Here is a 12631-nt window from a genome sequence, read left to right on the forward strand (position 1 = left end):
GTGAGAATGCGCGCGTTTTCGTGGCGCCTTGATCTACCATAAGATGTAAATGAAACCCGAGAAACAATCACCGGCGCAACTGCGGAACATGTTCGGCGAAAACCTGCGCAAACTCGCGCAGGAATACCGTTCGATTTCCGAGCTGTCCCGGCAACTCGGCATCAACAGGACACAGTTCAACCGGTATCTCTCCGGCGAGAGTTTTCCCCGACCGGACATCCTTGCGCGGATGTGCGAATTCTTCCGCGTGGATGCGCGCGTGCTGCTTCAGCCAGTCGAGGAAATCACCCGGCAGGACGAGTTGCTGACAACCCCCTATCTGCGTGATTTCATCGGCGCGGGCGCGCTCGACGTTCCCGACTCCATGTTTCCAAGCGGCTTCTACCGCTTCTCGCGCCGCAGCTTCGTGGAACCCGAACGGTTCGTCGTGTCACTTGTCCTCGCCAGCCGGGAGGGGCCCCGGACCCGGGTACGTGGGTTCGAGACGGCGCAGGCCATGGAACTGCAGAACTTGCCGCGCGATGGCCGCTCGCGCGAGTTTCGGGGCGCGGTGATGCGCCAGGACGACGGAATCAGCATCCTCGCCGCGCGGCGCAACGCCATGACAACGTCCTTCAACTACCTCGCCCGCGTCCCCTCCTTCGAACAGAATTTCTGGGTCGGTTACGCCACGCGGACGGTCCCCGAGGCCGCGGGGGGTCTGCGGGTGACGCGGCTGGTTTACGAATACCTTGGCCCCGCCGTGTCGGACGCGCTGTCGGTCGCGCGCGATACCGGCTTCACCACCTTCGACGCGCTCCAACCCTATCACAAGCGTCTGCTGCGCGCCGGGATCCCGTTTTCCTGATCGCCGCGTCCGTGTCGCCCCTGATAAAGTCGGGTCGCTGCGGATAATGTACGAAGGCGACCCCGCTGCTAGCCTCTGTCCAGCAACAGGAGAGCAGCATGACCCGTTTTCCCACCGACCTCAGCACTGTCAGACGCCCCATCGCGCAGGCCACCGGCCTACCCAACCCGCATTACATCGATCCCCTTGTCTTTGCCGAGGAACGGCAGGCCGTCCTCTTCGACAACTGGGCCGGGCTGGCCGTGACCGCGGACATCCCCGAGGTGGGCGATGCGGTGCCGATCACCTTTCTGGGCATGCCGCTGCTGATCGTGCGCGACCGCCAGGGCGAGGTCCGCGTGTTCCAGAACACCTGCCGTCATCGGGGCATGATCCTCGTGGAGGAGCCCCGCAAGATCGAGGGCGCGATCCGCTGTCCCTATCACAGCTGGTGCTATGCCACGGACGGCCGGCTGGTCAGCACGCCGCATGTGGGCGGTCCGGGTCAGAACACGCACGCCGGGATCGATCGCGATCTTCTCGGGCTGGTGGAGATCCGCAGCCATATCTGGATGGACGTGATTTTCATCAACGTGTCCGGCCAGGCCCCCGCTTTTGCCGATGCCCATGCCGATCTTCTGGCCCGCTGGGCCGAGTTCGACCAGCCCCTGCACCATGGCGGCGACGACAGCCGCTTTCAGCTTGCCATCGATTGCAACTGGAAGCTGGCGGTCGAGAACTACTGCGAAAGCTATCACCTGCCATGGGTGCATCCCGGCCTGAACAGCTATTCACGGCTCGAGGATCACTACCACATCGAGGCGCCGGGCCGTTTCTCGGGCCAGGGCACGCGCGTCTATCGGCAGTTGAAGGACGAGGCCGGCAACAGCTTTCCCGATTTCGACGGCCTCGGCGACAAGTGGGAGACGGCCGCGGAGTATGTGACCGTCTATCCGAACGTGCTGATGGGCGTCCACCGCGACCACAGCTTTGCCATCATCCTCGTGCCCGAAACGCAGGAACGCACGGTGGAGCACGTTCATCTCTTCTACGCGCGGCCACACACCGATCCGGCCCTGCGCGCCCGCAACACCGCGCAATGGAAGGACGTATTCGTCGAGGATGTCTTCGTGGTCGAGGGCATGCAGCGGGGCCGCCACGCCGTGACCTTCGACGGCGGCCGGTTCTCGCCCGCGATGGATGGGCCCACGCACCTCTTTCATGACTGGGTCGCGGCACAGCTCGAAAGGCACCGCAGCCTGCCGCAGGCTGCCGAATGATCGCGCTGGAGCGGGATCTGCTGGCCGCCCATGCCGCGGGCGACCTCGGCGCGCTCGTGACCCTGTACCAGCGGGCCGCCGCAGAGGCGACCGCACCGGAACGCGCGGCGTTCTACCTGACCCACGCCCATGTCTTCGCGATGGAAACGGATCATCCCGACGCCCCGGCGCTGCGCATGCGCCTCGTCGCACAGGGCCGTGAAAGCGCCCTGCCCCCGCCGCGCCCGCCGTTCAGATGACCGGCGGCCGCGTGCCCGGCCAATCCGTCGCCGCGTGCCACTGCTGCGCAAGCCGCAAGAGCCGCGCATCGCTCCCGCGCGGCCCGATCAGTTGCAGGCCCAGCGGCAGCCCGTTTTCGCCGAACCCGGCGGGGATGTTGACCACCGGCAGGCCGATCAGGCTGGCCGGGATCACCACCTGCATCCAGCGGTGATAGGTGTCCATCTCGTGCCCGGCGATCTCGGTCGGATGGGTCAGCGTCACGTCGAAAGGCCAGACCTGCGCCGATGGCAGCACCAGCACGTCCAGGGTGTCGAACAGCCCGGCGGCGCAACGGAACCAGTCCGAGCGGACCTCGCTCGCCCGGTGCACCGTCATCGCGTCCATCCCGAGACCGCGCGCGATCTCCCATCGGGCGGCCTCTTTCAGGGCATCGCGGGTCCCGGGGTTGAGGTAGATGTCCGCCAGCCCGGTCGCGACGGAGAATGAACGCAGGGTGATCCAGCTGTCCCACATGGCATCCGCCGGGAACGGCGGCGCCGCCGGTTCGACCGCGTGCCCCAGGTCCGCCAGTTGCCTCAGCGCCGCCTCGCTCGGGGCCAGCAGCCCCGCCTCGAACGGCAAGGCACCGCCCCAGTCGCCGAGCCACCCGATCCGCATCTTGCCCGGCGGGTCGAACAGCCCCGGCAGCGTGTCCGCCGCGTCGCGCCCGTGCGGGTGCATCGGATCGGCGCCCGTCATGGTATCCAGCAGGGCGGACAGGTCGGCCGGATTGCGCGCCATCGGGCCCAGCGTGCTGAGCTGGTGCAGGAACATCTCGCGGTCGGGATCTCCCGGCACGGTGCCCCACGACGGGCGCATGCCGTAGACATTGTTCCAGCCCGCCGGGTTGCGCAGCGATCCCATCATGTCGGACCCGTCGGCAACGCCGAGCATCCGCGTGGCCAGGGCCGCCGCCGCCCCGCCCGACGACCCGCCCGCCGATCTCGTCAGGTCGTAGGGATTGCGCGTCGCGCCGTAGACCGGGTTGAACGTATGGCTCCCCAGGCCGAATTCCGGCGTGTTGGTCTTGCCGATGATCAGGGCCCCGGCGGCGCGCAGGCGGCTGACGATCAGGTCGTCCTTCGGCGCGACCGCCCGCTCGAACAGCGGCGAGCCGCTTGTCGTCACGAGGCCCGCCACGTTCGCCAAATCCTTCACCGCCATCGGAATGCCGTGCAGCCAGCCCTTGCGCGGTGCTGCGTCCGCCGCCCGCGCTTCCGCCATCAGGCTGTCGGCATCCCGCAGCGCCACCACCGCGTTCACCCTGCCATTCACCCCGGCAATCCGGGCCAGCGTGGCTTCCATCAGCTCCGCCGCGCCGAATTCCCCCGCCGCCATCGCCGCCGACTGGGCGCGCGCATCCATGTCCAGAATATCCATGATGCCACAGAACATCGCTTCGCCACGGGGCGCAATCCCCCGCTTCTTTATGCCGGCAAATACTCTGGGGGTCCGGGGGCAAAGCCCCCGGCGATCAGCCGCCCTGCGCCTCGGCCCGGCTCTTGCCCGACACGGCAAGCGCCAGCGTCGCGCCCATCAGCCCGTCGAGGTCACCGTCAAGAACCCCCTTGGTGTCGGAAGTCTCGAAATTGGTGCGCAGGTCCTTCACCATCTGGTAGGGCTGCAGCACGTAGGACCGGATCTGGTTGCCCCAGCCCGCGTCCCCCGCGCTTTCGTGTGCCTCGTTCACCAGCGCCGACCGCTTGTCCAGTTCCATCTGGTACAGCCGGCTCTTGAGCGCCTTCATGGCGATGTCCCGGTTCTGGTGCTGCGATTTCTCGGACGATGTCACCACGATCCCGGTGGGATGGTGCGTGATCCGCACCGCCGAATCCGTCGTGTTCACGTGCTGGCCGCCCGCCCCCGAGGACCGGTAGGTGTCGATCCGGATATCGGCCGGGTTCACTTCGATCTCGATGTTGTCGTCGACCACCGGGTAGACCTTCACGCTGGTAAAGGACGTATGACGCTTGGCCGCCGAATCGAACGGGCTGATCCGCACAAGCCGGTGCACACCGCTTTCCGACTTCAGCCAGCCATAGGCGTTGTGGCCCGATATCTTGTAGGTCGCGGACTTGATGCCCGCTTCCTCTCCGGGGCTTTCCGCCTGCAGTTCGACCTTGTAGCCCTTCTTCTCGGCCCAGCGGACGTACATCCGCGCCAGCATCTGGGCCCAGTCGCAGCTTTCGGTGCCGCCCGCGCCCGAGTTGATCTCGAGAAACGTGTCGTTGCCGTCCGCCTCGCCGTCCAGCAGCGCCTCCAGTTCCTTTTGCGCCGCGGTCTCTGCCAGCGCCTTGAGCGCCCGCTCGGCGTCGGCCACGACCTCGGCGTCGTCCTCCATTTCGCCCAGTTCGATCAGTTCGAGATTGTCGGCGAGGTCCTGCTTGATGCCCTCGTAGGTGTCGATGGCATCCACCAGTGCCTGACGGTCACGCATCAGCTTCTGCGCGGCCTCGGGATCGTCCCAGAGGTTCGGGTCCTCGACCCGCGCGTTGAATTCCTCCAGCCGGTGCTGGGCGGTTTCCACGTTCAGCCGCTGCGCCAGCAATTCCAGCGACTTGCTGATTTCATCGACGGTATTCTGAACCTCTGCGCGCATCTTAGCCTGCCTTTGATTGGGTCACCACGAGATAGACCAGCGCCGACACAGGGACAAGCCGTCCGCCACCGGAAAGCCCTGCGGCGGCGGCGAAATCTCCGGTTCAGTACAGCCCGCCGGAGGAAAGCGTGCCGAAAGTCGCCTTGGGGCCGACCGTGGCCTTGCGGCCGGTCGAGGTCGTGACCTGCCGCGCGGACTGGCCGAGCTCTTCCACCAGCGGCAGATCGGCCCCCATGGCAAATCCACCGTCGAAGGTGATGCCGAAGATCGGTTCCTCCCCATCGCGAAAACATTCAGACACCACGTTGGGACCGGACGCGCCGTCGCTCAGGCGCGCGCCGGTGAACCGGTCGATGTTGATGAAGTTGCACAGCTCCGGCACCTTGAACTCGCCGCCGCCGTATTTCTTGACGGCCTCGGTCATGAACCGCTGGAACACCGGCGCACAGAGACGGCCGCCCCCCGCCCCCCGGCCCATGGGGCGGGGCTGGTCGTAGCCGATGTAGCACCCGGCAACGATGTTGGAGGTGAAGCCGACGAACCAAGCGTCCTTCTCGTCGTTGGTCGTACCGGTCTTGCCGGCCGTGGGCACCGGAAGGTTGACGGCGGACCGCGCCGTGCCCCGCTCGACCACGCCGCGCATCATCGACGTCAGCTGGTAGGCGGTGACCGGGTCCATCACCCGCTCCCGGTTGGAGATGATCCGGGGTGCCTGACCCTGCGGCAGGCTGGCGATCTGGCAGTCGTTGCACAGCCGCTGGTCGTGCTTGTAGACCGTCCGGCCGTACCGGTCCTGAACCCTGTCAACGAGGGTCGGCTGCACCCGCTCGCCCCCGTTGGCGAACATCGCGTAGGCGCTGACCATCTGGTAAAGCGTGGTCTCCTGGCTGCCGAGCGCGTTGGCCAGCACCGGCGCGAGGTCGTCGTAGACACCGAAGCGCTCCGCGTAGCTGCCCACCACGTCCATCCCGACCTCCTGCGCGAGGCGGATCGTCATCAGGTTGCGCGACTGTTCGATCCCCGTGCGCAGCGGTGTCGGCCCGTAGTACTTGTTGGAAGCGTTCTTTGGGCGCCAGACCCCCTGCGGCGTGTTGATCTCGATCGGGGCGTCCACCACGATGGTCGCGGGTGAATAGCCGGAATCGAGCGCCGAAGCGTAGACGAAGGGCTTGAAGGAAGACCCCGGTTGCCGCTGTGCCTGCGTGGCCCGGTTGAAGACCGAATCCTGGTAGGAGAATCCGCCCTGCATGGCGATCACCCGCCCGGTGTTCACGTCCATCGCCACGAAGGCGCCCTGCACTTCGGGCACCTGCCGCAGCGTCCAGCGGATGAAGGACCCGTCCGAATCCGATGTCATCCGGCGCACCAGCACCACGTCGCCGACCTCCACGAGGTCGCCGGCCACGTTGGCCTTGCTGGCAAGCGTGCCGTCCGACCGGCGCTTGCGGGCCCACTGCACGTCCTTGGCCGGAATCCAGTGACCGTCCGCGTCTTCCTCGACGCCTTCGATGCCGATGCGCGCATCGCTTTGGCCCACCTCCAGCACGACGGCCGGATACCACTGGTTCTCGAGGTCGATGTCGCGCGGAACGCGGACGTCCGCGAGCGCCGCGCGCCAGTCCTCCTCCGTGGTCAGTTCCTCGGCCGCGATCTTCTTGCCGGTCCCGGTCCAGATGCCGCGACCGCGGTCGTATTGTTCAAGCTGCTCGCGCAGGGCGTTGGCGGCGATGGGCTGCATTTCGTTGTCGATGGTCGCGCGCACGGTCAGACCGCCGGTAAAGAATTCGCCCTCGCCGAAATCGTTGGAAAGCTGGCGGCGGATCTCGTCGGTGAAGTAGTCGCGCGGCGGCAGCTCTGCCTTGAAGCTCTCGAAGTCGCCATTCTGGACCGACCGCAGCGGCATGTTCCGCTCCCGCTCGTATTCCTCTTCGGTGATGTAGCCGTTGTCCTCCATCTCCCGCAGGACATAGTTGCGCCGCGCCAGAAGCCGGTCCTTGCGGCGGACGGGGTGATAGTCCGACGGCGCCTTCGGCAGGGAGGCGAGGAACGCCGCCTCGTGGGGGGCGAGTTCGGCAAGTGTCTTGTTGAAATAGGTCTGGCTGGCCGCCGCGACGCCGTAGGAGTTCTGCCCCAGGAAAATCTCGTTGAGATAGAGTTCGAGGATCTTCTCCTTCGGCAGGGTTTCCTCGAGGCGCGAGGCGAGGATGATCTCCTTGATCTTTCTCTCCGCCCGACGATCGCCCGACAGCAGGAAGTTCTTCATCACCTGCTGGGTGATGGTCGACGCGCCGCGCACTTCGCGCCCGCGCGTCTTGACCGCGTCGATGGCCGCTGCCGCGATGCCGCGCAGGTCGTACCCTTCGTGGGTGTAGAAGTTCTTGTCCTCGGCAGAGATGAAGGCCTGCTTGACGAGGTCCGGGATGGTGTCGGCCGACGCGAAGAGACGCCGTTCCTTGGCGAACTCGTCGATCAGCCGGCCCTGGCCGGAATAGATCCGGCTGATCGTCGGCGGCGTGTACTGCGCGAGGCTTTCATGGCTGGGCAGGTCGCGCCCGTACATCCAGAATATCGCGCCCACGGTCAGGGCCACCATGCCGATGCTCATCGTCAGGGTCGTGAAGATGCCGCCAAAGAATGACAGGATGAATCGGAACACGGCGCACCGCCCTTCTGGTCGCGAGAAAACTGTTGCGCTTATAGACGCTGGGGCCGGGTTGGTCAAAACGACAGAGCACCCGTTTTGGGCCGTTTACCGCCCACCCATGACAATGTGATCGCGGTGTGATCGCGGCCCTACTGCCGGACCAGCGGCGCGCGGGCGGCATCCGCGTCCCGCCAGGCCAGAATCGCGTCCGCGATGCCGTTGACCATGACCGACCGCCACACCGGATCGCGCAGGTTCTTGAGGTCACGCTCGTTGCTGAGAAAGCCGACCTCGATAAGCACCGACGGGATGTCGGCGGATTTCAGAACCGAGAATCCGGCGCGCCGGAGGGGACGGCGGTTCAGCGGTCCGCCCGCCTGCTTCATCCCCTCGATCAGGGCGGCGGCCAACGCGGCGGAACGCGGTTCGGTTTCCTGACGCGCGAGGTCCAGAAGGATGCCCGCGACCTGGTCGTCCGACCCGGTCAGATCGGCCCCCGCGATGATATCCGCCCGATTGTGCCGCGCGGCCAGATGTTCGGTCGCGGCATCGCTCGCCTCGTCCGACAGGGTATAGACGGTCGCCCCCTTGGCCCCCCCTGGCTCAGGCTGTCCGCGTGCAGCGAGATGAACAGGTCCGCGTTCTGTTGGTGGGCGATGGCAACCCGGTGTTCCAGCGCGACGAAGATGTCGTCGTCGCGGGTCAGCACCGCTTCGACGCCTGCCCGCACCAGCGCATCCCGAAGCGCGCGGGCAAAGCTGAGCATCAGGTCCTTTTCCGACACGCCCCCCGCCTCGGCACCGGGGTCGATGCCGCCGTGACCGGGGTCCAGCACCACGACAAAGCGGTCATCAGCGGGTTTGGCCGGCTTCGGCGGCGCGATCAGCGCCTTTGTCCACGACGGGTCGACCGGCGCACCCGCTGCGGCGGCGTATTCGTCGGCGGTGGCTTCCTTCATCGCGATCTCCAGCGTCGCGGTGCCGCTTGCCTCGTCCACCGGCATGCCGATCTCGGTCGGGATCATCGGCACGGAAAGATCGGCCACCAGCCGCGACCAGCCGGGCTGGAACGCGCCGAAACGGACATCCGACACCCGCCCCGGTTCTCCGAGCAGCATGTCGGGGGCGATACCCGCCCAGTCGGCCTCGCGGAAGTCGACCACGAGGCGTGCGGGATCGTCCAACAGGAAAACCCGGAACGGCACCCCCTGGCTCAGGCCGAGCCGAATGTCCGTGCGTCCGAACCAGCCATCGGTGATCCCGCTCCGCGCGCCGTCCACGCGGGCAAGTGCCGTCAGCTCCTGCGCCGACAGGGGCACGGCACAGAGCATCAAAGCCAGAAATGTCGAAAGAACTGCCCGCATATGCCACCGCTTGACGCTGTTGTTGGGCCAAGGGTAGCACCAAAGCGGCAGTGCCGCCAGCCTCAGCGCGCGGCCATGAACGCCTTGAGCCGCGCCAGACCCTCCGCGATGTCGACCGTGCTGCGGGCGTAGGAAAACCGCAAGGTGGACAGGCCCCGCGCCGGATCGAAGTCCAGCCCCGGCGTCACGGCAACGCCCGCCTTTTCAAGGATTTCCGCCGCAAGGAGCCGGCTGTCATGGGTCAGGGCCGACACGTCCGCATAGACGTAGAAAGCGCCGTACGGCGGGGCGATATCGGTAAATCCGGCCTCGGCCAGCCCCTCCAGCATCAGCGCGCGGTTGGCACGGTAGACGTCCATGTTCGCCTGCAGCTCCCCGTCGCAGTCCATCGCCGCCAGGGCGGCGATCTGGCTCGCATGGGGGGCGCAGATGAACAGGTTCTGCGCGATCCGTTCGACGATGCGCACGTGGTCCTCGGGCACCACCATCCAGCCGACACGCCAGCCGGTCATGGAGAAATACTTGGAAAACGAATTGATGACGTAACAGTCGTCGGTCACCTCCAATGCGGTCACCGCCTTCTTCTCGTATTCGATGCCGTGATAGATCTCGTCCGAGATAAAGGACGCGCCCGCCGCATCGCAGGCGCCGACCAGTGCAGCCATGGCGTCGCGGTCCAGCATGGTGCCGGTGGGATTGGCGGGCGATGCGACCATCAGCCCGGCAAGGTCCATGCTCGCGAAATCGGCCGGAACAGGCTGATACCTGTTCTCGGGCGATGTGGGCAGGTCCACCGGATCCAGGGCCAGCGCCTTGAGGATCTGGCGATAGCTCGGATAGCCGGGCGCGCCGATCCCCACCCTGTCGCCCGTGTCGAACAGCGCCGTGAACGCAAGGATGAAGCCGCCCGAGGAGCCGGGCGTGATGACGACCCGCGAAGGGTCCAGATCGACATTGTACCAGTCGCCGTACATCCGGGCGATCCGCGCCCGGAGCGCGGGCAGACCCAAGGCGACGGTATAGCCCAACGGGCCTTGGCCCATGGCCTGTCCCAGCGCATCGACCGCCCCCCGAGGGGCGCCCGTACCGGGCTGGCCGACCTCCATGTGGATGATGTGACGGCCTGCGGCCTCGGCGGCGGCAGCGGCCTGCATCACGTCCATCACAATAAAGGGATCGACAGCCGATCGGGTTGAACTTCGCATGGGCTTGCTCCTAAGGTTGCGCAACTTGTCACCCCGCGCCGGTGCGCCGTCAACCCGCGCCCCCATGAAAGATTTGCCATGATGTTCCGCCTTGCTGCCCCCGTCCTCGCCGCTGCCCTGGCCCTGCCCGCCGCCGCGATGGACCTGACGGAACTGACGGACGCCGAACGCGCCCAGTTCCGGGCCGAGGTGCGCGCCTACCTGATGGACAACCCGCAGGTCATCATGGAGGCGGTCGAGCTGCTTCAGACCCGCGAGGCCGAGGCACAGGCGCAGGCGGACGTGAACATGGTGTCCGACAACGCCGACGCGATCTTTGACGACGGCTTTTCCTGGGTGGGCGGCAACCCCGAGGGCGACATCACGCTGGTCGAATTCCTCGACTACCGCTGCGGATACTGCAAGCGCGCCCACGGCGAGGTCGCCAAGCTTCTGGAAACCGACGGCAACATCCGCATGATCGTCAAGGAATTACCGATCCTGGGCGAAGAATCCCTGCTGGCCTCCCGCTTTGCCATCGCGACGAAGCAGGTGGCGGGCGACGACGCCTACAAGGCGATGAGCGATGCCCTGATGGCCTTCAACGGGTCGATCACGCTGCCCGCCATGCGCCGCATGGCCGAGACCTTCGGCTACGACGCCGACGCCATCGAAGCGCGGATGGACAGCGAGGACGTCACCGCCGAGATCGCCCAGACCCGCGCGCTCGCGCAAAAGCTGCAGATCTCCGGCACGCCGACCTTCGTCATGCAGGACGAGATGCTGCGCGGGTACCTGCCCTACGACCAGATGCAGGCCATCGTGGAAGAAAAGCGGGGCTGATCCTTGCGCCTCGCACGTCTGGCCGCCGTCCTTGTTGTCATGGGCGGCGTCGCCGCGATGGCGGAGACCCAACTGACGGACCTGACACCCGCCGAAAGATCCGCCTTTGGCGCCGAGATCCGCGCGCTGCTGCTGGACGAGCCCGAGATCGTGGACAGCGCGCTGAACCCGCCCGGTCCCGCCGCGCAGGAGATGGCCCGAAAGATCGCGGACGATCAGGCCCTGCTCGCCGCGCTTGAACCCGAGATCCTGAAGGGTGCCCGGATCGCGCTGTTCGTCGGGCCGGAGTGTCCCACCTGCACCCGCGCGTCCGAGGAACTTGCCGCCTTGTCAGCCGAGTACGGGGTGGAGTTCATCCTGCACGACATGAACGACCCGGCAACCGCCCGGCTGGCGGACCAGCTTGGGATGAACGAACTGCCGTTCTATGTATTGCCGGGCATGATCCTGCGGGGGCACATGCCGCCGATCGTCCTGCCACGCTATCTCGACTGACTATTCCGCCGCTTCCGGGGCCGTTTCCGCCTCGATCTGCGCAGCGCGCTTTTCGACCTCTTCCACGATGTGGTCGATCATGCCTTCATTGCCCAGCTTGTGGCTCTGCTTGCCGGCAAGATAGACCATGCCGGACCCGGCCCCGCCGCCGGTAAAGCCCACGTCGGTCATCAGCGCCTCGCCGGGGCCGTTGACCACGCAGCCGATGATGCTGAGGCTCATGGGCGTCTTGATGTGCTCGAGCCTTTTCTCGAGCGTCTCGACCGTCTTGATGACGTCGAAACCCTGCCGGGCGCAGGACGGGCAGGAAATGATGTTCACGCCCCGATGCCGCAACCCCAGTGACTTCAGGATCTCGTAGCCGACCTTGACCTCTTCGACCGGGTCCGCGGAAAGGCTCACGCGGACGGTGTCGCCAATCCCCATCCACAGCAGGTTGCCCAGCCCGATGGCGGACTTGATCGTGCCGGACATGAGGCCGCCGGCCTCCGTGATGCCAAGGTGAATGGGTGCGTCCGTGGCCTCTGCCAGCTTCTGGTAGGCCGCCGCGGCCATGAAGACATCGGACGCCTTGCAGCTGATCTTGAACTCGTGAAAATCGTTATCTTCCAGGATCTTGATGTGAGCCAGTCCGCTTTCGACCATCGCGTCCGGGCATGGCTCGCCGTATTTTTCCAGCAGGTGCCGTTCCAGCGACCCGGCGTTGACGCCGATGCGGATCGAACAATTGTGATCCCGCGCCGCCCTGATGACCTCGCGCACCCGCTTCTCGTCACCGATGTTGCCGGGGTTGATCCTCAGGCAGGCCGCGCCGGCCTCTGCCGCCTCGATCCCGCGCTTGTAGTGGAAATGGATGTCCGCGACGATCGGAACCGTCACCTCGGGCACGATCTCACGCAGCGCCTTGGACGATGCTTCGTCCGGGACCGACACGCGCACGATATCCGCCCCCGCATCCGCCGCCGCCTGGATCTGGGCGATGGTCGCCTTGACGTCCGTGGTAAGCGTGTTGGTCATCGTCTGGACGGAGATCGGCGCACCGCCCCCGACAGGCACGTTGCCCACCATGATCTGACGGCTTTCGCGACGGTAGATATCGCGCCACGGACGGATGTGATTGAGCGACATTGCGGCTC

At 66.2% G+C, this 12631-nt stretch carries 10 protein-coding genes and 1 pseudogene; 5 read left to right on the forward strand and 6 right to left on the reverse strand.

The genetic code is table 11. The features are described from left to right. Nucleotides 1–49: 49 nt before the first annotated feature. The 3 genes from BOO69_RS09830 to BOO69_RS09840 all read left to right on the forward strand — a co-directional run bounded on the left by BOO69_RS09830 (nt 50) and on the right by BOO69_RS09840 (nt 2345). Nucleotides 50–847, forward strand: a complete 798-nt coding sequence (locus BOO69_RS09830) for a helix-turn-helix domain-containing protein (RefSeq protein ID WP_071972009.1) — start codon at nt 50–52, stop codon at nt 845–847. 98 nt (nt 848–945) lie between these two features. Further along, entirely contained in the window at nt 946–2106 is a 1161-nt protein-coding gene (locus tag BOO69_RS09835) for an aromatic ring-hydroxylating oxygenase subunit alpha (RefSeq protein WP_071972010.1), read from the forward strand. Further along, the gene (locus tag BOO69_RS09840) at nt 2103–2345 is read left to right on the forward strand and encodes a hypothetical protein (protein ID WP_172839524.1); all 243 of its coding nucleotides are present in this window, start codon (nt 2103–2105) and stop codon (nt 2343–2345) included. Before BOO69_RS09835 ends, BOO69_RS09840 begins: the two co-directional genes overlap by 4 nt. Here BOO69_RS09840 and BOO69_RS09845 read toward each other — a convergent pair. From BOO69_RS09845 to BOO69_RS09865, 5 genes and pseudogenes are all read right to left on the reverse strand, one after another. Beyond that, entirely contained in the window at nt 2338–3747 is a 1410-nt protein-coding gene (locus BOO69_RS09845) for an amidase (protein ID WP_071973751.1), read from the reverse strand. The two genes, BOO69_RS09840 and BOO69_RS09845, sit on opposite strands and share 8 nt — an antisense overlap. A 94-nt stretch (nt 3748–3841) precedes the next feature. Next, nucleotides 3842–4966 carry a peptide chain release factor 2 gene (gene prfB, locus BOO69_RS09850; RefSeq protein ID WP_071972011.1) on the reverse strand — a complete coding sequence of 375 codons (1125 nt, stop codon included), beginning with the start codon at nt 4964–4966 and terminating at the stop codon, nt 3842–3844. Nucleotides 4967–5069: 103 nt separating this feature from the next. Beyond that, complete coding sequence (locus BOO69_RS09855) at nt 5070–7622, reverse strand: penicillin-binding protein 1A (protein ID WP_071972012.1); 2553 nt, start codon at nt 7620–7622, stop codon at nt 5070–5072. A 137-nt stretch (nt 7623–7759) separates the two neighbouring features. Then, nucleotides 7760–8973 (reverse strand): annotated as a pseudogene (locus tag BOO69_RS09860) (N-acetylmuramoyl-L-alanine amidase). Nucleotides 8974–9035: 62 nt separating this feature from the next. After that, nucleotides 9036–10178 (reverse strand): pyridoxal phosphate-dependent aminotransferase, encoded by a 1143-nt coding sequence (locus BOO69_RS09865; RefSeq protein ID WP_071972013.1) that lies wholly within the window; start codon nt 10176–10178, stop codon nt 9036–9038. Between the two features lie 78 nt (nt 10179–10256). On the opposite strand from BOO69_RS09865, the gene BOO69_RS09870 reads away from it, so the two are divergent. Together BOO69_RS09870 and BOO69_RS09875 are read left to right on the forward strand one after the other, a co-directional pair. Next, complete coding sequence (locus BOO69_RS09870; RefSeq protein WP_071972014.1) at nt 10257–11000, forward strand: DsbA family protein; 744 nt, start codon at nt 10257–10259, stop codon at nt 10998–11000. 3 nt (nt 11001–11003) lie between these two features. Beyond that, nucleotides 11004–11495: a thioredoxin domain-containing protein gene (locus tag BOO69_RS09875; protein ID WP_237267434.1), complete on the forward strand. Its 492-nt coding sequence runs from the start codon at nt 11004–11006 to the stop codon at nt 11493–11495. Here the strand turns inward: BOO69_RS09875 and ispG are convergent, their stop codons facing one another. After that, nucleotides 11496–12623, reverse strand: a complete 1128-nt coding sequence (gene ispG / locus BOO69_RS09880; RefSeq protein WP_071972015.1) for a flavodoxin-dependent (E)-4-hydroxy-3-methylbut-2-enyl-diphosphate synthase — start codon at nt 12621–12623, stop codon at nt 11496–11498. Nucleotides 12624–12631: the final 8 nt, after the last annotated feature.

Origin of the sequence: Sulfitobacter alexandrii (assembly GCF_001886735.1) — a bacterium.
GTDB lineage: Bacteria > Pseudomonadota > Alphaproteobacteria > Rhodobacterales > Rhodobacteraceae > Sulfitobacter > Sulfitobacter alexandrii.